The sequence below is a fragment of the Roseomonas sp. 18066 genome (assembly GCF_902706185.1).
Taxonomy (GTDB): domain Bacteria; phylum Pseudomonadota; class Alphaproteobacteria; order Acetobacterales; family Acetobacteraceae; genus Pseudoroseomonas.
In genome coordinates, this window is the sequence record NZ_CACSJM010000006.1 from 17290 (window position 1) to 40290 (window position 23001).

Annotated in this window: 21 protein-coding genes and 1 tRNA gene; 10 read left to right on the top strand and 12 right to left on the bottom strand. The window is 66.5% G+C overall.

The annotated features are described in order from the left end of the window. Positions 1-40: 40 nt before the first annotated feature. Positions 41-274, bottom strand: a complete 234-nt coding sequence (locus GVN67_RS02210; RefSeq protein WP_159992636.1) for a hypothetical protein — start codon at positions 272-274, stop codon at positions 41-43. Positions 275-375: 101 nt separating this feature from the next. Between GVN67_RS02210 and GVN67_RS02215 the strand changes: the two genes are divergently transcribed. Continuing rightward, positions 376-672 (top strand): hypothetical protein, encoded by a 297-nt coding sequence (locus GVN67_RS02215; RefSeq protein ID WP_159992637.1) that lies wholly within the window; start codon positions 376-378, stop codon positions 670-672. 7 nt (positions 673-679) lie between these two features. Here the strand turns inward: GVN67_RS02215 and speE are convergent, their stop codons facing one another. Then, positions 680-1549 (bottom strand): polyamine aminopropyltransferase, encoded by an 870-nt coding sequence (gene speE / locus GVN67_RS02220; protein ID WP_159992638.1) that lies wholly within the window; start codon positions 1547-1549, stop codon positions 680-682. Positions 1550-1639: 90 nt separating this feature from the next. Next, positions 1640-2092: an adenosylmethionine decarboxylase gene (gene speD / locus GVN67_RS02225; RefSeq protein WP_159992639.1), complete on the bottom strand. Its 453-nt coding sequence runs from the start codon at positions 2090-2092 to the stop codon at positions 1640-1642. 308 nt (positions 2093-2400) lie between these two features. Here speD and GVN67_RS02230 point away from each other — a divergent pair. Further along, a tRNA-Ser gene (locus tag GVN67_RS02230) sits at positions 2401-2491 on the top strand. A gap of 365 nt (positions 2492-2856) precedes the next feature. Here the strand turns inward: GVN67_RS02230 and GVN67_RS02235 are convergent. The 4 genes from GVN67_RS02235 to GVN67_RS02250 all read right to left on the bottom strand — a co-directional run bounded on the left by GVN67_RS02235 (position 2857) and on the right by GVN67_RS02250 (position 7661). Further along, entirely contained in the window at positions 2857-4947 is a 2091-nt protein-coding gene (locus tag GVN67_RS02235) for a hypothetical protein (protein ID WP_159992640.1), read from the bottom strand. A gap of 166 nt (positions 4948-5113) precedes the next feature. Then, positions 5114-5689 (bottom strand): hypothetical protein, encoded by a 576-nt coding sequence (locus GVN67_RS29870; RefSeq protein WP_235034905.1) that lies wholly within the window; start codon positions 5687-5689, stop codon positions 5114-5116. A 456-nt stretch (positions 5690-6145) separates the two neighbouring features. Beyond that, positions 6146-7072: a hypothetical protein gene (locus tag GVN67_RS02245; protein ID WP_159992641.1), complete on the bottom strand. Its 927-nt coding sequence runs from the start codon at positions 7070-7072 to the stop codon at positions 6146-6148. An 88-nt stretch (positions 7073-7160) separates the two neighbouring features. Next, positions 7161-7661 (bottom strand): hypothetical protein, encoded by a 501-nt coding sequence (locus tag GVN67_RS02250; protein ID WP_159992642.1) that lies wholly within the window; start codon positions 7659-7661, stop codon positions 7161-7163. Between the two features lie 571 nt (positions 7662-8232). Between GVN67_RS02250 and GVN67_RS02255 the strand changes: the two genes are divergently transcribed. The 3 genes from GVN67_RS02255 to GVN67_RS02265 all read left to right on the top strand — a co-directional run bounded on the left by GVN67_RS02255 (position 8233) and on the right by GVN67_RS02265 (position 12383). Further along, on the top strand, positions 8233-8679 hold the full coding sequence (locus tag GVN67_RS02255; protein WP_159992643.1) for a (2Fe-2S)-binding protein: 447 nt from the start codon (positions 8233-8235) through the stop codon (positions 8677-8679). Positions 8680-8690: 11 nt separating this feature from the next. Next, positions 8691-10949, top strand: coding sequence for a molybdopterin cofactor-binding domain-containing protein (locus GVN67_RS02260; protein ID WP_159992644.1), 2259 nt, complete (start codon positions 8691-8693; stop codon positions 10947-10949). Between the two features lie 90 nt (positions 10950-11039). Then, the gene (locus tag GVN67_RS02265) at positions 11040-12383 is read left to right on the top strand and encodes a cytochrome c (protein WP_159992645.1); all 1344 of its coding nucleotides are present in this window, start codon (positions 11040-11042) and stop codon (positions 12381-12383) included. A 66-nt stretch (positions 12384-12449) separates the two neighbouring features. On the opposite strand, the gene GVN67_RS02270 is transcribed toward GVN67_RS02265, so the two are convergent. The 3 genes from GVN67_RS02270 to GVN67_RS02280 all read right to left on the bottom strand — a co-directional run bounded on the left by GVN67_RS02270 (position 12450) and on the right by GVN67_RS02280 (position 15571). Next, complete coding sequence (locus GVN67_RS02270; protein ID WP_159992646.1) at positions 12450-13433, bottom strand: tripartite tricarboxylate transporter substrate binding protein; 984 nt, start codon at positions 13431-13433, stop codon at positions 12450-12452. Between the two features lie 44 nt (positions 13434-13477). After that, positions 13478-14719: a CaiB/BaiF CoA-transferase family protein gene (locus GVN67_RS02275; protein WP_159992647.1), complete on the bottom strand. Its 1242-nt coding sequence runs from the start codon at positions 14717-14719 to the stop codon at positions 13478-13480. 105 nt (positions 14720-14824) lie between these two features. After that, positions 14825-15571 carry a FadR/GntR family transcriptional regulator gene (locus GVN67_RS02280; protein WP_159992648.1) on the bottom strand — a complete coding sequence of 249 codons (747 nt, stop codon included), beginning with the start codon at positions 15569-15571 and terminating at the stop codon, positions 14825-14827. Between the two features lie 130 nt (positions 15572-15701). Between GVN67_RS02280 and GVN67_RS02285 the strand changes: the two genes are divergently transcribed. From GVN67_RS02285 to GVN67_RS02305, 5 genes are read left to right on the top strand one after another with little or no spacing between them, the layout of a single operon-like run. Continuing rightward, entirely contained in the window at positions 15702-16886 is a 1185-nt protein-coding gene (locus tag GVN67_RS02285; protein WP_159992649.1) for an acyl-CoA dehydrogenase family protein, read from the top strand. A 5-nt stretch (positions 16887-16891) separates the two neighbouring features. After that, positions 16892-17668 (top strand): enoyl-CoA hydratase/isomerase family protein, encoded by a 777-nt coding sequence (locus tag GVN67_RS02290; RefSeq protein WP_159992650.1) that lies wholly within the window; start codon positions 16892-16894, stop codon positions 17666-17668. Positions 17669-17671: 3 nt separating this feature from the next. Next, positions 17672-18796 carry a thiolase family protein gene (locus GVN67_RS02295; protein WP_159992651.1) on the top strand — a complete coding sequence of 375 codons (1125 nt, stop codon included), beginning with the start codon at positions 17672-17674 and terminating at the stop codon, positions 18794-18796. Positions 18797-18798: 2 nt separating this feature from the next. Beyond that, complete coding sequence (locus GVN67_RS02300) at positions 18799-19197, top strand: Zn-ribbon domain-containing OB-fold protein (RefSeq protein ID WP_159992652.1); 399 nt, start codon at positions 18799-18801, stop codon at positions 19195-19197. Positions 19198-19213: 16 nt separating this feature from the next. Further along, the gene (locus GVN67_RS02305) at positions 19214-20059 is read left to right on the top strand and encodes an oxidoreductase (RefSeq protein ID WP_159992653.1); all 846 of its coding nucleotides are present in this window, start codon (positions 19214-19216) and stop codon (positions 20057-20059) included. Between the two features lie 51 nt (positions 20060-20110). Here the strand turns inward: GVN67_RS02305 and GVN67_RS02310 are convergent, their stop codons facing one another. Both GVN67_RS02310 and GVN67_RS02315 read right to left on the bottom strand, forming a co-directional pair. Beyond that, a complete protein-coding gene (locus GVN67_RS02310) occupies positions 20111-22387 on the bottom strand; it encodes a molybdopterin cofactor-binding domain-containing protein (RefSeq protein ID WP_159992654.1) in 2277 nt (758 codons plus the stop codon). Further along, positions 22384-22830: a (2Fe-2S)-binding protein gene (locus GVN67_RS02315; RefSeq protein WP_159992655.1), complete on the bottom strand. Its 447-nt coding sequence runs from the start codon at positions 22828-22830 to the stop codon at positions 22384-22386. The genes GVN67_RS02310 and GVN67_RS02315 overlap by 4 nt, the downstream gene beginning before the upstream one ends. Positions 22831-23001: the final 171 nt, after the last annotated feature.

Here is a 23001-nt window from a genome sequence, read left to right on the forward strand (position 1 = left end):
TCGTAACATCACGGAAGCGTGAGGCCGCAAGGGGGATCCGTCAGCGCGGTGGCGCCAGCAGGGCGATGGCTTCGCTCAGCAGGACATGGCTGGCGCCGAGCGCGGCCCGGCTGGCCGCGAGATCGGCCGGCGCGGGGGTGCCGGCGTCGCCCTGCCCGGCGGCCGCCACGACGCGTTGCCCCGGCCCCGCCAGCGCCCGGGCGCGGGACAGCAGCCGGCCCGACTGCCGGTCCAGCCGCGCGGCGCCGCGCCGCAGCGCCTCGTCCATCTCCATGCCGCGCCTCCTGGTCTGTCGGGCGCGCAGCATGGCGGGGGCGGATGAGAAAGCGGTTAAGCGTGGCGGATCCTTAACCAGCGCGGCGGCATGGAAGAAGGATGCCGCATGCCGCCCTGCAGGCCGTCGAGGCCGCCGCCGAAACCCTTCGCAGCACCCTGACCCTGGCCCAGGCGCTGGCCCTGGCCGGGCGGCAGGTCGACATGACCGGGCTGGAGCGGGAGGTGGCCGCGCTCTGCGCCGCCGCCGTCACCCTGCCGCCGGGCGGGCGCGGGGCCGCGCGGCGGGCGCTGCTCGGGCTGCGCATCGCGGTTGAGGAACTGCTCGCCGCGATGCCGGCACTGGAACGCGAAAGGGGCCGGTCCTTGCGGCCCGGCCCCTCGTCGCGGCAGCGGTGACGAAGGCTCAGGCCTTCGGCAGATGCTTGCTGATATAGGGCGGCAGGTTGAAGGCGCCGGCGTGGATCTCCGGCGTCCAATACTCGGTGGTGCCGAGGATGCCGGCCGCTTCGGCGCGGGCGCGGATGGTGGCGATGTCCACCTGGCGCTGCGACGCGTCCTTGCTCGACCAGCCCAGCGTCATGAAGCCGCCGACATAGGTGGGCACCGCGGCGACATAGGCGTAAATGTCGGCGAAGACCTTGCCGCGACGCAGCGAGGTCTCGGCGAGCTCCTCGGCCTGCATCGCCGGCACGCCGCACTGGTTGACGATCAGGCCGCGGTCGGACAGCAGCCGCGCCGCATTGGCGTAGAACTCGTCGGTGAACAGCACCTCGCCGACGCCGATCGGGTCGGTGGAATCGACGATGACGACGTCGAAGCTGCCGGCCTCGGCCTTGCGAACGTAGTCGATGCCGTCGCCGACGATGACCTCGGCGCGCGGGTCGTTCCAGGCGTCGCCGGCGATGTCGGGCATGTGCTCCTTGCACAGGCGGATGACCTCGCCGTCGATCTCGACCATCACGGCCTTCTCGACGTTGCGGTGCTGCAGCACGCGCTTCAGCACGCCGCCGTCGCCGGCGCCGATGATCAGCACGCGCTTGGCGTCGCCATGCGCCAGCAGCGGCACATGCGTCAGCATCTCCTGGTAGACGAACTCGTCCTTCTCGGTGATCTGCGTGACGCCGTCGAGCAGCATGACGCGGCCATGGCTGTAGCTCTCGAACAGCATGATGTCCTGGAACTCGCTCTGCACCCGCGCGAGCTCGCGCTTGACCAGGAAGCGCTGGCCCCAGTCGGGGTAGAGGGTCTCGTTCACCCAGGAATCGGTCGGCATGGCAAAATCCTCGGAAGGGGAAACATGCGAAAGAGGGCGGGACCCTAAGGTCCCGCCCCCTGTCGCGTCACGTGACAGATAGGCGGCGTGTCAGCCGATCAGGCCGCGCTTGTGCTCGGCGAGCTGCACGCGCTCGGGCTGGAAGCCCTTCTTCAGCACCGGCAGCGCCAGATACGGGTTGCAGTCGCCGCAGACGAAGATGTCCAGCGCCGCATAGGCCCGCTCCGGCCAGGTGTGGATCGAGACATGGCTCTCGGCCAGCACCAGCACGCCCGAGACACCGTCCGGCGCGAAGTGGTGGAAGTGGCCGTGCAGGATGGTCGCGCCGGTCTCGATCGCCGCCTCGCGGAGGACGGCATCGATATGGGCGGGATCATCGAGCTTCGTGGCCCCCCACAGATCAATGATCAGATGCGTGCCGGCGAAGCGCACACCATCGCGCACGACGAAGTGGTCCTTCGCCTCGGCGCGGATATCGACAGACTGGGCTTCGCTCGGGCTGTTATCCGAAACCATCCCCAGCGGAGAAACGAGAGCGTCCATGAGCTGCGGGCTCCTTCCCACCAGAAGATGACCAGGGTGGTCGTTTCCGACCAGGTCAACGGCGCCGCATATGGGGCATGGGGGTCCTTCCCCGCAAGAAAATTCGGGACCTTGAGGCCGAAAAAAACGCGGGTCGTTCCTGCGTTTGGCGCGCATCTCGTCTCGCCAGCCCCTGGGGGTCTCGGGAAATACCCCCCGTGACCCTATAGGGGGGGCCGGAAAAACTCCCGTCTCCGCTCGCCATCAGAACTTCATGCACGAGACCCCTTGTCGGCGGCAGAAAGGCTGCTATACCCCGCCGCCTAGCTGGATCGGTGGCCGAGCGGTCGAAGGCGCACGCCTGGAAAGTGTGTATACCTCAAAAGGGTATCGTGGGTTCGAATCCCACCCGATCCGCCAGATACTCTCGTAAAATCAGATACTTAGCGATCGTGTGGGCGACTGTTCCCACAGCGGTTCCCACTTTCGTGGATTGCTGGGGATTTGCCTGCCATCGGTATGCTGATCGGTTCCCTATCGCAGCCGGTAATGCAGGAGGCGAGCGCCGCCGAATTTTTGCGTCGCCCCCTCAACAGCGGGCCTTCCCACCAATGCGGGCGCTGAGCAGCCCTAAAGAGCAAGCACGGCCCCGCCGCACTCCCACCCCAGAAGCAATTCACCAGGCGGCTTACCGCAAGGCCGGGGCTGAGAGGCATAGGGGTCATAGGGGCCATAGGGGCCATAGGGGCCATAGGGGCTGCCCCGCATTGATCATTCGACGCGCCTCACGACTTGGTCTGATCGTCGAACCGCATCTGATATCGAAATGTCGCCCATGTGCCCATCTTGGGTAGGCGCAACAGATGGTATCCTTCGATGCGTGTTCCGGCCCATCCATTTAGCATGCTGGAAGCGCGCTGGCGCGATAAGGGGCCTGGAGAAAAGGCCTCGAAAATGCTGGCATCAAGCTCCCTGGCGGTGACCGGCTCGTCTCGATGGATCGCCCACCAGGCTTCGAAGGCTTCGATCATCGCTTGCCGGCGCGGATCAAGCGCTTTGATTTCCGCCACCCTCAGAGCAGGATCCTGGCAGCCGAGGGCAAGGAGAGGATCTCGGCACCATCGCCCCCACTGGCCGAAGCTGCCGAGGTATCGCCCTTTTGGAAGCTCCTCGCCGAGACGGCGCCCCCAACGCCATATGGTCAGCGCTGCCGACAGCAAGTCGGCTCGCTTTGCTTTCGTCTCCTCGATCAGATCGCTCGTGAACGGACGAGCCTCGGGATTCTCGACCCCGGCATCGAGGCGGGTGATGAGCATACGTCGCGCAAGATCTTCGCTTGGCGCCAGTCCGTTGCCATTGATGATGATGAGAGCCGACGAGTTCACCCTGATGGTCTTGCTGTGACCAAGAGGTCGGATTGCCGCCGGATTTTCGGCCACGACCGACGCCAGGAAATCGGACTTGAGCGACATGCCGTTGAGGTTGTCCAGAAGGACCGCCGGCCGGGCGTCGAGAAGCATGGAGCCGAGACGTTTCTCGAATTCCTCCGCGGAAGGTCCCATGGTCATCGCCGCAGGCTGCTCGCCAAAGGCGATGCCACAGATCGTTCGCGCCAGGAGCCCCTTGCCTGTACCTGCTCCGGACATCTCTGGCGCTGTAAAGAGCAGGGCCGGCGCCAGCGGCAAAGAAGGCCGGCAGACCGCCGTCAGCAATCCGCACAGAAGAGCGCTTTCATCGGCGCCCGGCGGCTGGTCGATATCGACGACCGAAGGCGATGACTCTGTCGCGAGAGTGCGCGGGGAATCGGCGAACGGAAAACTCTTGAAGTGATTCCTCAGACGATAGAGCGCCTGCGCGGCTTCGTCTCGCGACGGTCGCTCCGGGACGGCGATGTCCGCAACATCGACGCACCAGAGAAGCGTCGCAGGATCATAGCCGGTGACAGCGCGTATTGCGCCGCTGTCGTGGAGAGCCGGCGCAAAGCTGATGCCACGAAGAGGGCGCAACCCGGCGCCCTCGCCTTTGGCTAGCTCCAGATAGAGTTTCGCAACCTTGTCCGGCATCGTTATGAACTTCTGGAAAACCTTCCCAAACATTTTGACCAGCTCATAGGGTCGAAGCATGTCATGGACAAAGAGGAGCACTCTCTCGACATTCAGCGGAGCCAAAGTAGTTGCCCCGGTGGTCGGATCACAGACGAGGTAGACAGGACCGGCGCGGTCGAACAGATTTGGCACTGCCGAAAGATGCCGGGCGAGATCTGCAGCGACCACCGGAAGCTCCGCGCGGTCGACGTGAAACGCAATCCTGTCCTGAGCAGCGTCGGCTGTTCCCACATCGGGGGTGTCGTCCACACGGCTTGCCTCCATGTGCCACGACGCAGAGATCAGCATTCGGCGTAGCGCCGACTGATCGATGCCAACGGGCTGCGGCCTATCCTCCACGCCGAAGTCGGCAAGATCCCAGCCAGGTGGCCAGTCGTCCGGGACATCGACGATCTGGATGGATGCCGCACCGGCTTTCGCGGCTTCCTTTGCCACAGCCGCCGCGGCCTTCCGCCCCGGCGCATCGGCATCGGGCCAGATCACGACCGAGCGGCCACGCAGCGCCGACCAGTCTGCTCTGCCGACGGATTGCGCACCGCCCGGCCAAGATATTGCGACCAGCTCGGGGAAGATTTCGGCTGCTCGGTCGGCGGCCTTCTCGCCCTCGACGACAATCACAGGTGCATCTTCACGGGCTGCGAGCCGATCCAGACCGTAGATCGGGCGTGGCCCTTCCGGCCCTTTCCAGTGCCAACCCTGGCCATCGCAGGTGAAAGGAAGGACTTCCTTCCGGCCATTTGGAGGATCGAAGCGGCAGACAGCGAAGATCACCCGGGCATCAGCATCGCGATAGCGCCAGATCGCAGTGGGGATGCCATGGCGGGAGTGCCGGATAACGCTCGGCAGGGGGAGCGCTGCAGCCGTGGGCCCAGTGGGGGCCTCAGCTCTGCCGCACGCCGCCAGCGGCTCCAGAGGCGCGAAAGCATCAACGGCCCTGTTACCGTGCATGGCCGGCGTCCGTCATGCCGAGCATCCGGGCCAGCTGCCGCGCGCCCTCCGATTGCGATACGCCTGCTACTGCAGCGGCCAGGCTGACGGGATCACCGCCGCTTTCTCCGGTGGCGAAGTCGCACCAGACGCCCATCCGGCTGCCACGCAACCGCACCTTCAGGCTGTAACCAGCTTCCCCTCGCAAGCTGCCGACGATCCATTCGTTGCCGTGTGCCCGGCCACCTGGAAGCAGCCGGCCCAGGACGTCCTGCCAGCGAGCCAAGGCCGCTTGGTTGATCGCCGCAAAATCAACTTGGGCTCGGCGCATTGCGGCCGGACGTCGACCGATGTTGTTGGGCATGGGCTCGGATGCCTGGGCCGCAGAGGGCTTGCTACCGCTCTCAGGCTGGCGGCCGCAGTCATTGGAAACGGCATCAGGGCTATCGGAGGTGTCGATATCTGATGTGTCGTCAAGGTCGGGATGGATGCCGCAGCTGTAGCAACCGATGGCTCTATTTTTGGCAATATAGGCGGTATCGAACGATCTGCAGCTTTCGCAGATCAAGTCATTCGGCTCGATCATGAGGCTTCCCCTTGGGAGGCCAGACACGAGGCATGACAACGATGGAGCGCTAAGCTATAATTTATGCTTGGAGAAACTGCTCAGCGTCGACAGCCGTCGGGTGCCAGAGTGCCCGGCGGCATTTCAAATAGAGTTTTTTTTCAGGCGATCTCGCCTATCGTGCCCACGGCATGACGGCGACGTTCGCGGCACGGCGTCGACCGTCGCTTGCAGCTCCGACAAGCGCCACCGAGGGCAGCGCGGGGTCACGTAGTATGGCGGCGGCAAAAGGCCAATTTTGACATCCCGCCAGAAGGTCGAAAGGGCACGCCCCGTTTCGACCGCAGCAGCTGCTGCTGCCAGCAGAGGATCAGCCGCGACGTGCGGCTGAGCAGTCTTGCGGAGCCCCCCCGCCGGGGGCTGCTTCGATCCAATGTCCACGGAAAACCATCTCCGTTCAGGTGATGGTGTAGCTATCTATGGCAATGCATCGTCGTAGGGGACGCGGAACAATGGAGGAATTTTGGCCGTTTTTGCCTCCCATTTCTCCCCCTCCTCCGCCGAGAAAAAGAAACCGGTCACCGCTTCTGGCGCTTGGAATTGAGCGAACCTGTCGACCGACCGTGGGCCAAGATCAAGTGCCCCCAATTTACGCTTCGCCAGCAGCGCCCGAGCGGTATCGCGGACCTGATCTTGATTGGGCGGAACAAATTTATGCACGGGCCCTGCCATATAAACTCTTATATCGCCATTATTAAGGTCGACATAATCTGTTGTTATAAATTTCAGCGAAGAAAACTCGACTTTTATTAACTCCCTCATAATTCTAAATAAAATCCCTCCTCTGGTGGTCTTTAGCGTCTTCCCAGAAATATGTTGGTACAAAATCATTATGTCGGAGATTGCTCTCCGCAATGCCACATTGCCGGTCCGACCTAATTCAAGCTTCTTCTCCAGCTCCTCTCGATTTTTGCTAGAAGCAAGAACGGCCTGCTCAACTTTCTCAAGATACTTACGATGCGACTTCACAAAAGCTTGGTACTTGCGCTGCCGTGCCCACCATAGCTTTGCTATCTCTCGATCTTCCGGTGGCGGTACAGCAGTTTTTTTCCGCTGAGGGAGATGCGATATTAAGTAATTATATCTTATCCAGGAAATTTCTCTGGAGAATAAATCGGTATCTTCTTTGGTGGATTTAATTAATTCTGGACCCGTTTGGGCGGCGTTGAAAATTTCTGAAAGGTACTTCGTTAGACCACCTGGCATGCAACAAGACTCCGATATTGGGAGTGCTATGTCGCCAGGATTTGCACGAAACTCAGAGGCGTCGATTATTTTGGATTGAGTGTCACTTTTCCTTAGAACCCAAGGCTCCTCAAAAAAATCTCTATTGACATATACCATCCTTGCCATCCCAATTAAAAATAAAACTGAAATTCAGAAATAGATTTATATCCGAGAAGAAGAAAAGTATTTACCCTGCGCCCCTTAATTAATCGACGTCATCTCGGACGGGCATGAGCGCACGCCCCTGTATTTGCTGCACCAGCAGCGCCAGCGGGTTGGCTTCGACCGCATTCGCCGGCTCCGCCAGCGTGCCATAAACCTTCGGCGCCAGCTTCGCCGCTCGCCATTGACGCGCCCAGATGCGCAGCTTCACGACCTGCCAATTGTCCGGTGTGGCGCCATCGGCAAGATCGATCGTGTCGTCGATCATGGCGTGCTGCTGCGCCTCCCTCGCGCGCGCGATAGTCGTCCGGAATGCGTCGTCTGCAGCCATGCGCGCATAAACCGCCGTTTTACTTGGGCAGTCATTGCGAGCGCAGGCTTGGCCCATGCTCATGCCGCTGATGATGAGGTCACAGAGCCGGGCGACCGCCTCCGCATCGTCCGGCGATGGTTTCAGCGGCGGCCGCCCAGGACTATGCCGCTTGGCGGACTTCGACGGCAGCGGGCCGTGTGCCGTCTTGGGCATCTGTCGTGTCTGCGCCATTATCAGCCCCTTCGCCATCTCTCGAAAGCAGGGACCGCACCTCCTGCGCGGCCGGTCGCCAATGTCTAACACGGCACCCCGCCGAGCATCTACCAAAGCACCACAAAGGGCGGCACCTCGTCTTCTCCGCGGCATGGTGTGTTCTGTGAAATCGCGCGCTCTTTCCTCAACGACGATGGAACACGGGGACAGCTCCACTATGTTGGGTTCATCCTGGTTCCCGGCCTGGCATCTGGCAGGGATCGAGGGGAACACGCCGCAGGATCTTGGCCATAAGCTGCACCTCGGCTCAGTGCGCTTAGCTGGACTGGTCATCAATCGCTTTGCGATCGTCGCATAGCAGTCGATGGGCGCGAAAAACCTGCAAGCGAGATCCTCGCCCTCCAACAGGTATGACATGAGCCCTCCGAAGACTTGGCATTCAGAAGCCTGTCTTCTGACGGCTATTAGAAATTCCCAGCTTAACAGTCGCTGTGCTGCCGCCCCAAGATAACCCGCTGTACGCGATGTCACAGCGACAGCTGTCATCCTTCAGCTTGTCCTTTGACAGGCTGCATTGAGGGGGGCGCTCATGGAAATCACCGTCAACGGCGCTGTCCGCATCGTCGATGCCGAGCCGGACACCCCGCTCCTGTGGGTGCTTCGGGACAATCTCGGCCTGACAGGCACGAAGTACGGCTGCGGCCTCGCGCAATGCGGCGCCTGCACGGTGCTGGTGCAGGGATTGCCGGTTCGGTCCTGCGTCACGCCTGTCGAGAGCGTGGCGGGCCTGCCGGTCACCACCATCGAGACGGTGGAGCAAGATGACGTCGGCCGACGGATCGTCGAGGCCTGGGTCGCGCATCAGGTGCCGCAATGCGGCTACTGCCAGTCCGGGCAGGTCATGGCGGCGACGGCGCTGCTGAAGCAGGTGGCCGCCCCGAGCGACAGCGACATTGCCGCCGCGATGACCAATCTCTGTCGCTGCGGCACCTACAATGCCATCGCCGCCGCCATCCGCAACGTGGCACAGGGGTGAGGGCGCGGATCATGGACAGGCTCCTCCATCCCGCCGACAGCGATGCCGGGGACCAGCCCATCAGCCTGTCCCGTCGGGGCCTGCTGGGCGGCAGCATCGGCGCGCTGACCCTGGCCGTCGGCTTACGGCCCGTCGCCGCTGTCGCGCAGGCCGCGGCAACCCCCTTGGCGGCTGCATCGGCCCCGGCCGGGCCACCCTTCAATCCTTTTACAGCGTTGCTGCAGATCCGTTCCGACAGCACCGCCTTTCTGCAGGTCCCGGTGATCGAGGGCGGCCAGGGCATTTTTACCGGCCTGGCGCAGGTCTGCGGCGAAGAGCTCGACCTCGATCCGGCGCACTTCGTTGTGCAGTGCGCTGAGCCCGGGCCCGGCATCGCCGCGCTGGGAACACGGCTGAGCACGGGCGGCAGCAGCTCGATGTGGCGCAACTTCATGCCCATGCGGCGGATGGGTGCCACCAGCCGGGCGATGCTGATGCAAGCTGCTGCGGTCCGCTTCGAGGTGCCGGTGGACAGCCTGTCGACCAGCGACGGCAAGGTGATCCATGCAGCGTCGGGACGCCATGCCGATTACGGTGATCTGGCCGGCGAAGCTGCCGAGTTGCCGGTCCCGGTGGATGTGCCGCTGCGCTCCGCCGACAGCTTTCGCTGGATCGGCAAGTCGGTCCCCCGCATCGACATGCAAGACAAGTCGACCGGCAAGGTCGTCTACAGCATCGATCTGACGATCGACGGCATGCTCCAGGCCGCCGTCCAGCACGCATCGCGGCTTGGGATGCAGCCGGTTCGCCTGCTGAACGAAGCTGCGGTTCGCCAGATGCCCGGCGTACATTCCGTGCATCTGCTGTCCGGCTGCGTTGCGGTAGTCGCCGACCGCTGGTGGCGTGCGCACCGTGCCGTGCAGTCGCTGCGCGCGGAATGGAAAGAGGCCACGGGCGACACGCCGCGCCCGATGCCGGCTGACTTCTCGACCGAGCAGTTGCGCCAGGACATGCTGGCGGCGCCGGGGCCGGGCTTTCTGGCGGAAGCGGCGGGCGATGCCGCGGCGGCGATGGGCCGCGCCGCCAAGACCCTGGAGGCGGTGTATGATGCGCCCTTCCTGGCGCATGCGCAGCTGGAGCCGCCCTCGGCCATCGCCTCCTGGGATGCGGCGAGAGGCCGGCTCGAGCTCTGGATGTCCAACCAAGCCTCGCTCCTGTTCCGCGATGCCGCTGCGAAGTTCGCGGGCATTGCGCCGGAGAATGTCACGCTGCACTCGCCCATGGTTGGCGGCTTCTTCGGACGCTACTTCTTCTACGACGAGAGCAACCCCTATCTGCAGGCGATTGCGCTGGCGAAGGCCGTTGGCCGCCCCGTCAAGGTGATCTGGAGCCGCGAGGAAGAGTTTCTGCGGGACGCCCTGCGGCCCGCGGTGCTGGTGCGCTTCAAGGCGGGTCTTGATGCACAAGGCATGCCGCTGGCGCTGGAATCGGAATCGGTCTCGGATGGGCTTTACGCTCGCATGTATGGCGCAGCCTACGACAAGTTCGATCCCACCGTGGTCGAAGGCATCGCCAAGAAGGTCTACGCCATCCCGAACCGGCGCATCGCGCATGTGATGCACCGCTATCCGCCGATGATCGGCGCCTGGCGCTCGGTGGGGCACTCTTTCAACGATTTCTTCATGGAAAGCTTCACGGACGAGATGGCCGATGCCGGCGGCATCGACCCTTTCGAACTGCGCCGCCGCATGGTGGCCCGCAGTCCCCGGCATGCCACCCTGCTCGAAGCCGTGGGCGATCTCTCCGGCGGCTGGCGGCGCGGACCCTTCACGGCGGAGGATGGCAGCCGGCGTGCGCGGGGCGTTGCCATGGCCTCGCCCTTCGGCACGGAGATGGCCACCATCGCCGAGGTCTCGATCGCCGAAGGCCAGGTCAAGGTGCACCATGTCTGGGTCGCGGTGGATCCCGGGCGCGCCATCAATCCGGCCATCATCGAGGCGCAGATGAACTCGGCGGTCGCGCTCGGCCTGTCCTCGGCGCTGTTCGAGGAGGTGGTCTATGAGCGCGGCATGCCGCGCGCCAGGAACTATGACGGCTATCCGATCCTGACGCCGGACCGGATGCCCGAGGTCCACGTCCGCATCGTCGAGAGCGGCGCCCCGATGACCGGCGTCGGCGAACCCGGCGTCCCCGGCGTGCCGCCGGCGGTGATCAATGCCGTGGCTGCTCTGACAGGGCAGCGCGTCCGACGCCTCCCGCTGGCGCGGGCCAGCCTGGGCGGTTCCGTCTAGGCCACCGATGCTTCGTCACGCCTCCTGCCAGGCAGCATGCCGATGCTGCCGGAGGCTTCGCAATGATCCCCCCTTCACGGTAGACGCACATTGAAACGGCTTCTCGCCAGCCTGGCGATCCCTGTCATCGCCGTCCTTGCCGTCGGCGCCTGGTTCACGACCCGCATCCCGGCTTCGCCTTTCGACGGGCAAGGCAAATCCAGCCTATCCACGACGCTGGAACGCGGCGAATACGTAGCGCGGCTGGGTGACTGCGTCGCCTGCCACAGCACCGAACGCGGCGCGCCCTTTTCCGGCGGGCTGGCGATGGGCACGCCGCTGGGCACCATCTTCACCACCAACATCACGCCGGACAAGGCAACGGGCATCGGCAGCTATACGCTGGCGCAATTCGACAATGCGGTGCGGCGCGGCGTGGGCCCGGACGGCCGGCGCCTCTACCCCGCCATGCCCTACCCGTCTTACGCGCGGCTCAGCGATGACGACGTCAAGGCGCTCTACGACTACTTCATGAACCACGTCCAGCCGGTGCAGCAGGCCAACCAGGCCAGCACCATCCCCTGGCCGATGAACATGCGCTGGCCGCTTGCCCTGTGGAGCGCCGCCTTCACCGACGGCAGGGTCTACCGCCCCGACCCGTCGCGGGACGCCTCGTGGAACCGGGGCGCCTATCTGGTCGAGGGACCAGGCCATTGCGGCAGCTGCCACACTCCCCGCGGCCTCGCGATGCAGGAGGAAGCCCTGGACGGGTCGGCCAAAGCCTATCTTTCCGGGGCGCTGCTGGACGGATGGTATGCGCCGAGCCTGCGCAATGACCACAATACCGGCCTCGGGCGCTGGAGCGAGGAGGACATCGTCGCCTATCTGAAGCAGGGCCGTAACCGCCATGGCGTCGTCTTCGGCTCGATGATGGAGGCCTTCAACAACTCCACCCAGTTCATGACCGACGATGATCTGCAGGGTATCGCACGCTACCTGAAGTCCCTGCCGGGCGACCCTGACAGGGATGGCCCGCCCTGGCAGCCGGACAGCGCGACGACGCAGATGCTCAGCAGCGGTGCGGCGCCGGCGATGCCAGGGGCGGCAACCTACCTGGCCCGTTGCGCCAGCTGCCACGGGCGTGACGGCATGGGCCGGGGGGCGTGGATCCCGCCGCTGGCCGGGGCCACGTCGCTGCTGGCGCCGGATGCAAGCTCGGCAATCAACATCACCCTGAACGGTGGCGGCCGCGTGGTGGCCGGGGGCGTGTCCGACGCCTACCGCATGCCGGCACTGCGCAGCCAGCTATCGGACGGGCAGATTGCGGAGCTGCTGACCTTCCTGCGCGGCGCCTGGGGCAACAAGGCAGCAGCCGTGACCGCGGCGGAGGTTGGTACGCTGCGCCAGCACACCAACCCGGCGAGCAGCGAGGTGATCGTGCTGCAGATGCGCTGACACGCGCGCCGCCGCCAGCGCCGATGCGCCGGCGGTGGTCCAGGGTTGGCGCCAGGCGATCCTGTCCTAGTTCCGCGGCACCCCCGCATCCGCCAGAATTCGTCCCCATTTGCCAAGCTCGGTGGCAGCGAACTGCCCCATCTCCTCCGGTGATGAGGCGACGACGTCGATGCCCAGATTGCGGAAGAAGACCACGCCGGCGGGGCTGCGGATGGCCTCGACCAGCGCGCGGTTCAGCCGCTGCACCGCGGCATCGGGCGTGCCGGCCGGCGCGAAGATGCCGTTCCACGACGCGAAATCCATGCCCGCCAGGCCGGATTCCTGCATCGTCGGCAGGTCCGGCACCGCTTGGCTGCGGGTCTTCGTGGTCACTGCGATAGCCCGCAGGTCGCCGGTCTTCAGGTGCCCGGCAGTCGGCCCCAGATCCGTCACCACGAATTGCAGGCGCCCGCCCAGTAGATCCGTGATCGCCTCCGGCGTACCGCGATAGGAGATCTGCTCGCCGCGGATCCCCGCTAGCTTCAGCAGCAGGTGGGCCGCGGCCAAGCTTCCGGTGTTGCCGGTGCCAAAGTTCAGCGTGCCGCTGCTCTCCTTCGCATAGGCGATGAACTCCTGCAGGGTTCTGGCGGGGAATTTAGGCGAGACGAACAGGATCAGCGGGCTGGTGCCGATCAGCGTGACCGGCACGAAGTCGCGGATCGGATCATAGCCGGGATCGCGCAACAGATGCGGATTGGCTGAATGCGTCGAGTTCGTCGCATAGAACAGCACGCTTCCATCACCCGGCATCCGGGCCGCGGACCGCGCGCCGATCGCGCCATTGGCCCCGGCCATGTTCTCCACCACGGTGGCCTGACCCAGCTTCTGTGCTGAATGCTCGCCCAGGAAGCGCGCCATCGCATCCGTGGCGCTGCCGGCAGGGAAAGGCACGATGGCGCGGATCGGACGGCTGGACGGCGCCTGTGCCCCTGCCAGCCGCGGCGCGGCGGTCGCGGTGAGGGCAGCAGCCGCCAGCCGCAGCAGCCAGCGGCGCCCTGGATCGTTCTGCATGGTCGTTTCCTCAGGTCCGTTTTGGGACTCTGGTTGAGGGGGAGCTAGAGGACGCCTTCCGCGTGAAGGCGCTCGATGTCGGTGGCGGAAAAGCCGAGCCAGTCGCCGAAGACGGCGCCGGTATCGCGCCCGATCTCGCCGGCAGGATCGATCTGCGGCAGGTCCGAGCCGTCGAAGCGAAGCGGTGAATTGGGCAGCACGACGCGGCCCAGCACCGGGTGGTCCACCCATTCCAGCGCGCGTCGGCTGTGCATATGCGCGTCGGTCGCGACCTCGCCCAGGTCGCGTACCGGGGCGCAGGGCACGCGGTGCCGCACCAGCAGCGCGTGCAGATCGTCGCGCCGGAAGCCTGCGGTGAAGGCGCTGACGATCTCGTCCACCTCCGCCATGCGAGCCACGCGATCCTTCAGGCTGGCATAGCGTTGATCGGCGCCGAGGTCGGTGCGTCCCATCGCCTGCAGCAGCGAATGCCAATGCGCCTCGCCGACGCAGATGATGGCCAGATGGCCGTCTTGCGTGGGGTAGACGTTGTAGGGACACTCGGCGAGGCCGCCATGCTGGTTGCCGGTGCGCGCCGGGACCGCTCCTTTGGTGGAGTACCAAAGGCCGAGGCTGGAACTGAGCGAAGCATACACCGCCTCCTGCATGGCGACCTCGACGAGACGGCCGCGTCCGGTTCGCTCCCGCTCGAACAGCGCGGTGACCAGGGCGCCGTAGAGATGCACGCCGCCGAGGAAATCACACAGCGCTGGGCCGGCCTTGACCGGTGGGCGGTCCGGAAAGCCGGTGATCGACATGATCCCGGTCATCGCCTGCACCGTCAGATCCATGGCCGGCTTGTCGCGGTTCGGCCCCGACAGGCCATAGCCGGAGCCCTGCGCATAGATCAGCCGCGGATTGATCTGGCTGAGCACCTCGAATCCGGCGCCCAGCCGGTCCATGGCGCCGGGGGCGAAGTTCTCCAGCAGCACATCCGCCCGCGCTACCATCTGCTTAAGGAGGTCGAGCCCCGCCGGCGTCTTAAGGTTGATTGTCACGAACTGCTTGTTGGAGTTCAGCATGGCGAAGGGCAGCGCGCCGCCGCCCACTGAGCCACGCCTGCGCAGATGCTCGCCCCCGGGCGGCTCCACCTTGATCACCCGGGCGCCCGCCATGGCCAGCAGGAAGCCGCAATATGGGCCGTTATAGATTTGCCCAAGATCCAGCACCGTCACCCCGGCCAGCGGCAGGGCGCGCGACTCCTGCTGCGGCACCGCGGCCTGCGGCTGGCCCTCGTCCTGGCCCATGCATCCTCCCTCTGCCGCCTTGAGCGGCTCGTTGTCGCCTTGCCGCCTTGAGGCGGCTTGTCGTCACCAGGACCTGCATCCCGGGAAGTCGGTGCCGGAAGCGCCTCAGACCTCCAGGTCGGGCGGCGCCTGCGGTTTGATATGCGCCACATAGGCGTCGAGGTGCCGCGCCATCCGGCGCGCCGCCGCCTCTCCATCACCCTTCTGGATCGCGTCGAGGATGCGGCGATGGACGCGCCGCACCGCGACGCGCACTTCGGGCAGGTTGTAGGGCTCCTCGAGTCCTGTCGCCTCGTGCATCAGGCTGCTGACCGCCTTCCAGATGCCGATCAGCAGCTCGTTGCGGCTGGCGACAACCACTGCCAGGTGCCAGTCGACGTTCATATGCGTCCAGGCGGAGACACCGACGGAATCATCCTCGAAGCGGGCCTGGATCTGCGCCAGCCGGGCGAGGTCTTCCTCCGTGCGGTTCAGCGCCGCCAACCGCGCCAGCTGCGGCTCGATCGCGCTGCGGGTTTCCAGCAGCGCGCCGAAGCGCACCCGCTGCCCACGGGTGAACAGCCGGATGGACCGCTCCAGCATGTCGGCCCCTGGCAAATGCGGCACGGATCCGCCACCGCGGCCGGAGCGGGTGCGCACCAGGCCCTCCACTTCCAGCAAGCGCAGCGCCTCGCGCACCGAGGCGCGGCTGACGCCCGACATGTCGGCCAGCGCCCGCTCGTTCGGCAGCGGCGCGCCCTCGGCCAGGGCACCGGTCAGGATGCCCTCCCGCAGCCTGTCGGCCAGGACGTTGGAGGCCTTCTGGGCCTGCACGCCCGTCAGCAGTGATCGCATCGGCGAGGTTTGGTCCATGCGCCCATCATAAGCAGCGGCATCGGTCCGTCAATTATTAAAGGTCAGACCTTTATTGACTGTCTGACCCGACCATGCTCCGGTGCGGTCAACGGCGCGCCGGACAGGAAGGGCGCGGGGAGGAAGATCCATGGAGAAAGACGCCGCATTGGGTGCGTGGGAACTGCCCCACGAGCTGCGGATGCTGCGCGACAGCGTGCGCCGCTTCATGCAGGAGGAAGTGCGCCCGGCCGAGGATGGGCTGCCCCATGATGCGACCCGGCTGCCTGCGGAAACGCTGAAGCGGCTCCAGGCCAAGGCCCGGCCGCTCGGGCTGTGGCAGATCGAGTCGCCTGCCGAATGGGGCGGTGCGGGGCTGGGCCTTCTGGGGCAGGCGGTCGTTGCCGAAGAGTCCTCCCAGTGCAAGATGGGCGCCTATATCCCGGCCGGGCATGCCTTCGGCTGGGATCCGCCGAACGTCATCTTCCGCGGCACCGAGGATCAGATACGGCGCTACGCGGTGCCGGTGATGGAAAGCGGCGACAAGAGCTTCGTCGCCATCTCCGAGCCCGGCGGCGGATCGGATCCGGGTCGCGCCATCGAGACGCGCGCCGAGCGCCGCGGCGATCGCTACATCCTCAACGGCACGAAGACCTGGATCTCCGGCGTCGGCGATTCAGACTGGGGCGTGCTGTTCGCGCGCACCGGGCCCGGCAAGGGGCGCGACGGCATCACCGCCTTTGTCGTGGAGAAAGGCTTCAAGGGCTTCTCCTACAAACCAATCCCGGTGATCCGCAGCTATTCGCCCTACGAGATCAGCCTGGTCGATTGCGAGGTGCCGGTGGAGAACCGGCTGGGCGAGGAAGGCGGCGGCTTCAAGCTGGCCGAAACCTGGCTAGTGCATGCCCGCGTCCCTTATGCGGCGGCGGTGATCGGCGTGGCCCAGGCGGCCCTGGCCTTGGCCATCGACTGGGCGCGCAACCGCGAGGTGTTCCGCAGCAAGCTGGCGGACAAGCAGGCGATCCAATGGATGATCGCCGATTCCGAGATCGAGCTGCGGGCCGCGCGGCTGCTGGTCTACCAGGCGGCTTGGCACGGCGACCTCGGTCGCGACATCAAGATGGAGACCTCCATTGCCAAGGTCTACGCGACCGAGGCCGCGGGACGCGTCGTCGACCGCTGCATGCAGATCTTCGGCGGTCTCGGCGTCGCCCAGGAAATGCCGCTGGAGCGTTGGTATCGCGAATTGCGGATCAAGCGGATCGGTGAAGGGCCGTCCGAGGTCCACCGCATGGTGGTCTCGCGCGAGCTGCTGAACAGCCAGACCAGGAGCTAGCCCTTATGTCGATCGACTTCACGCTCGATGATGGGGGGATCGCGACCATCGTCATCAACCGCCCCGACCGCATGAACGCCATGGACGCCGAGCATTACCGCGGCCTGTCCGAAGCGTGGCAGCGGGTGCGCGACGACCCGGCGGTGCGCGTCGCCATCGTCACCGGCGCGGGGGAAAAGTCCTTCAGCGCCGGCGCCGACATCAAGAGCTTCCTGACCGCACCGCCAACCTTCTCCGATATGTGGCTGACGCAGAAGGACCAGCTGCTGAACCGTGGGCTGGAAGTGTGGAAGCCCATCATCGCCGCGGTGAACGGCTATTGCCTGGCGGGCGGCATGACGCTGCTGATGGCGACCGACATCCGCATCGCCGCCACGCATGCGACCTTCAACGTCGCGGAGGTGAAGCGCGGTATCGTGCCCGGCAATGGCGGCACCCAGCGCATCCTGGAACAGCTGCCCTACCCCATCGCCATGGAAATGCTGCTGACCGGCGACGCCATTGACGCCGCGCGCGCGGCGCAGTTCGGGCTGGTCAATGCCGTGGTGCCGATGGCGGAGCTGATGGCGACGGCGCGGCGCTATGCCGAACGCATCGCCGCCAATGCGCCGCTGGCAGTGCAGGCGGCGAAGGAGCTGGCGGTTCGTTCCCGCGACGTCGATCGCGGCACCGGGCTGCGCATGGAAAGCCTGGTCAACCGGCTGCTGCAATGCACCGCCGATGCGACGGAAGGCCCCGCCGCCTTCGCCGCCAAGCGGCCGCCGCAGTTCCGCGGGGCGTGAGCCATGGCGCACCGCATGGTCATCGCCGGCATCGGCCAGACCGAATACGGCCGGCATCCCGGGCGTGACACGCTGTCCCTGAATGTCGAGGCCTGCCGCAAGGCCCTGTCCGATGCCGGCATCGCCAAATGCGCGGTGGACGGGTTGCTGGTGAAGGTGCCCACCTCCCGCTACGAGGCGATGTACGGGCAGAAGCTGGCCGAGGCGATGCGGTTGCAGCCACGGGTCGGCGGCGTCTGGGACCAGGGCGGCGCGGCGCCGATCAGCATGATCTCCTTCGCTTGCATGGCGATCGAGGCCGGGCAATGCGAGGTGGCCATCGTCGCCCTGGCCGACAATCCCAAGACCGGCACCCGCCAGGCCTATGAGAAGGGCTGGGGCGATGATGCCGTGCACGGCTGGTTCGGCGTGGCGGCCGGCTACGGCATGATCCTTCAACGTCACATGCAGGCCTATGGCACGCGGCCGGAGCAGCTCGGCGCCATTGCTATCGCCTGTCGCAACAACGGTGCGCGCAACCCGCATGCGCAACTCCGCAAGCCGTTGACCATGGACGACTACATGGCGTCCCCCATGATCGTGGAACCGCTGCGGCGTGACGACATCTGCCTGGTCTCCGACGGCGCCTCGGCCGTGGTGGTGATGCGCGAGGACCGCGCCCGCCAGCTGGGCGTCGCGACACCGGTGCCGATCCTGGGTTACGGCCAGGCGCATACCTCCTGGGACGTGGCGCTTCGCCCGGACCTGACCAGCACGGCGGCGCGGCAATCGGCGAAGACCGCCTTTGCCATGGCCGGGCTGGCGCCCGCCGATATCGACGTGGCGCAGATCTATGACTGCTACACCGTCGCCGTGCTGATGACGCTGGAAGACTACGGTTTCTGCGCCAAGGGCCAGTCGGGCCGCTTCGTCGAGGCTGGCGGCATCGAACTGGGCGGCACGCTGCCGATCAACACCAGCGGCGGCCTGCTCTCCGAGACCGGCCTGCCCGGATTGCAGATGGTGATCGAGGGGGTGCGGCAGATGCGGGGCAGCTCGTGCAACCAGGTCGCCGATGCGCGCCGCTGCCTGGTCAGCAACCAGGGCGGCATGATGACCACGCACGCCACCATGATCCTGGGACGCTAGCCATGGCGGATTTTCCGGCGCCCGAACGCACGCCGCTGACCGAACCCTATTGGGCCGCGCTGCAGGAAGGCCGGCTGACCTTCCAGCGCTGCCAGCAATGCCGGCATGCCTGGCTGCCGCCGAGGGGTGAGTGCCCGGAATGCCTGGAGGCGGATTGGGCCTGGGAGCAGGCCTCCGGTGCCGGCCGCCTGGTCAGCTGGGTCATCTATCACCGCGCCTTCCACGACTGGTTCCGTGACCTGGTGCCCTACAACGTCGCCATCGTCGAGCTGGAGGAAGGGCCGCGGCTGATCAGCAGCGTGCTGCCGCCCGGCCCCGCGCGCATCGACCAGAAGCTGGCGCTGGAGATCGGCGCGGTCGCCGGGATGAACGTGCCGCGCTTCCGCTGCATCGCTGAATAAGGACAGGGAGAACCCCATGACCGGCACTGACTCCTGGCTGATCACCGGCTGCTCCAGCGGCTTCGGGCGGGAGATCGCGCTGGAGGCGATCCGGCGTGGCTTCGATGTTGCCGCCACCGCCCGGCGGGTGGAGGAGATCGCCGATCTGGTGGCGCTGGCGCCGGATCGGGTCGTCGCCCTGCCGCTCGACGTCACGCAGCCGGTGCAGCGCGAAGCCTGCGTGGCGGCGGTGACCCAGCGCTTCGGCGGCATCGGGACGCTGGTCAACAATGCCGGCCGCGGCTACCTGGCCGCCATCGAGGAGGGCCGCATGGAAGATGTGCGGCAGCTCTTCGAGGTCAATCTCTTCGCACCACTGGAACTAACCAGGCTGGTGCTGCCGGGGATGCGGCAGCGCGGCCAGGGCCGCATCGTCAATATCTCCTCGATTGGCGGGCTGGTCGCCAATCCCGGCTCCGGCTTCTACGCTTCGACCAAATTCGCGCTGGAGGGCTGGTCGGAGGCGCTGTCGAAGGAGGTGGCGCCGCTCGGCCTGCAGGTGATGCTGGTGGAGCCGGGTCCGTTCCGCACCGCCTGGAACGACCGCTCCCTGGCGCGGGGACAGGCGGAGCTCGCCGATTACGCCGGCACCGCGGGGCAGCGGATGCGCGAACTGGGTGATCCTGCGCGGCAACAGCCTGGCGATCCGGCGCGGGCTGCGGAGGTCATCCTGGACGCGGCCCTGGCGGCCTCGCCACCGGCGCGGCTGGTGCTGGGTGCCTCGGCGATGCGTAGCGCCCGGGCAAAGCTCGCGGCCCTGGCCTCGGACCTGGACGCCTGGGAAGCCGCTTCCGGCGCCACCGACTTCGCCGACGCGTCGTGAGGCGCTGCTGTTGCGCGGCGCGGCAGGGACGCCCGCCGCGCCGAGCTCAGTTCAGCTTGGTGCGCCGGTGAACGACACCTTGGACAGTGGCAGGCTGCGGATCCGGCGGCCGAGCAGCACCGACAGGGCATTGGTCACCGCCGGCGGCACCCCCGGCACTCCCGGCTCGCCAACCCCACCCATGGGCGCGCCGCTTTCGATGATACGCACATGCACCCTGGGCATGCGGTGCATCGGCAGGATCGGGTAGCCATCGTAGTTGCGCGCCCGCGGCAGGCCTGCTTCGAAGACCATCTCCTCGTACAGCGCCGTCGACAGGCCGTTGCCGACCGCCGAGCGGACCTGCGCCTCGACGATCGCCGGGTTCACGACGCGGCCCGGATCGATCGCGACCCAGATGTCGTGCACCACGATCTCGCCGCCGGTGATGGAAACCTCGGCGATGGTCGCGACCTCGGTGCCGAAGGGGGACACCATGGCCACGCCGCGGGCCCGGCGGGAGCCGTCGCCCGCGGTATAGGGACCGCGTTTCCAGCCGCCCGACATCTCGCCCACCGCGCGCAGCAGATGGGTCAGCCGCGCGTTGCCCGACAGCAGCTCCATGCGCAACGCGTAAGGATCCTGGTTTCCGGCATCCGCCATCTCGTCGAAGAAGGTCTCGTAGAGGAAGCCGTTCATCGACTCGCCGACCGAGCGCCAGAAGCCGATCAAGGCCGGGTATTGCAGCACGACCTGGGTGACGCGCCCGTTCGGGATGGCATAGGGCTTGCCGGCGATGCCCTCGACGGCGGTGGGATCGACCTTGTCGAGCGGCATCTTGTTGACCCGGAAGCGCGGGCCTTCGCCCTTGACCTCGGCCTCCAGCGCCACCGGCTTGCCGCGCGCATCCAACCCGGCGCGGAAGCGGACCACGCCCATCGGCCGCAGGGTGTCCCGCAGGAATTCCTCCTCCCGGCTCCAAATCAGCTTCACCGGCCGGCCGACCGCCTTGGCCAGCAGGATGGCCTGGGGAAAGGGATTGGAGGCCTCGTAGAGGAAGTGGCGCCCGAAGAAGCCGCCCAGCAGCGGCGAGTGCAGGCGGATCTTCGCGGGATCGAGCTGGGCGACGGCGGCGGCCGCGCGGAGAAAGGCGTCCGGCGCTTGGTTCGGCGCCCAGAGGTCCAGCGTGCCATCGGCATTGAAGCGGGCGGTGGCCGAGGGTGGCTCGAGCTGGGCATGCGCGATCAGCGGCGCGTCATAGACGGCCTCGAGCCGGGTTGCGGCCGCCGCCAGCGCGGCCGCCGAATTGCCGGTGGTCGCAGCCTCGAAGACCGGGCCGGTGCCGTCCGCCAGCCGTTGCCGCAGCGCCACCGTCGAGAAATCCGCAGGCATCGCCGGGAAGCCACGCGCCTTGCCGGGCTCGGCCTCGTTCCAGCTGACCTGAAGCGCCTCGGCCGCGCGCCGCGCGCGCCACCAGCGGTCGGCGACGACGCCGATGGCGCCCGGCAGCCGGTGCAGCGAATACACCCCGCGCATGGCCAGCACCGCAGCCTCGTTGCGGATGATGCCCGGCTCGCAGCCCAGGCGCGGGGCGTGCCGCACAGCGGCGAGCAGCATCCCCTCGACCTGGATGTCGATGGCATAGACCGCGCGGCCAGTGGATTTGTCGGGCACGTCGAGCCGCGCGATCCCCTTGCCGATCCATCGGAAGGCCGCGTCGGCCTTCAGCGTCACCTGATCGGGAACAGGCAAGGCGAGCGCATCGGCGGCAAGGTCTCCATAGTTGAGCGAACGGCCGGAGGCGGCATGGATCACGCGGCCGGGCTCGGTCGTCAGCTCGGCGATGGGCGCGCCGAGGCGGCTTGCCGCAGCCTCGATGAGCATCCGCCGGGCCAGCGCGCCCAGGCGGCGCATCCGCGTGTAGCTGGAGCGAACCGAGGTGCTGCCGCCGGTGAAGCGCAGCCGGCCGTTGACCACCAGATAGTCGGGGCCCGGCGGCGCGCTGACCACGGTGAAGCGAGCGGGGTCGGCGTCGAGCTCCTCGCCGACGATTTGCGCCATGGCGGTGTAGATGCCCTGGCCGCCTTCGATGAAGGGGCTCTGCAGCACCACGCTGCCATCCGGGCGGATTTCCAGGAAGGCGGGCACCCGGGTTCCGGCCTCGATGGCGGGAGCCAGCGCCTGGGACCTGGCGCTGCCGCCCGGCAGGGTGAAGCCCAGCACCAGCGCGCCGAGCGAGGCACCGAGGACGCCGCGGCGCGACAGGTTGACCGGCGGATCTGCGGCGAGTTCCGCGTCGACAACATGGGGATCGAAGCCAGCGGGCGCAGCGGTGCCGGCGGGGATCATGCCTTGGCTGCCTGCTGCACGGCCGCGACGATGCCGTTGTAGGTAGCGCAGCGACACAGATTGGCCATGCTGCCGAGGATGTCCTCCTCCGACGGGCTCGGATTGGCCTTGAGCAACGCCACCGCGGCCATGACCTGCCCCGATTGGCAGTAGCCGCATTGCGGCACCTGATGGGCGATCCAGGCGTCGATCACCTTGCTGCCGACGGGATCGGCCGCGGCCGCCTCGATCGTCACGATATCGGCGCCGGCCATGCTATCGACCGGTGTGACGCAGGAGCGGACAGCCTCGCCATCGACCAGCACCGTGCAGGCGCCGCACTGCGCCAGGCCGCAACCGTATTTGGTGCCGGTCATGCCCAGTTCTTCCCGGATGACCCAGAGCAGCGGCGTTTCCGGCTCGACATCGATGTCGTGCGTCGTGCCGTTGATGCTCAACTGCATGGTCATTCTCCTGGCAGGATCGGCAGAGGCTCGCCCCGCAGCGCATCCTTCGAAGCGGGGTCGGACGGGACGATGGCGGGGCCGCACGCGGCCCACCCTCTGGCCCAACATTCCAGCAATCCTACCGCCGCCACCGACGGCGCATTAGCCACGGCTTTCCGCTAGCTAGCA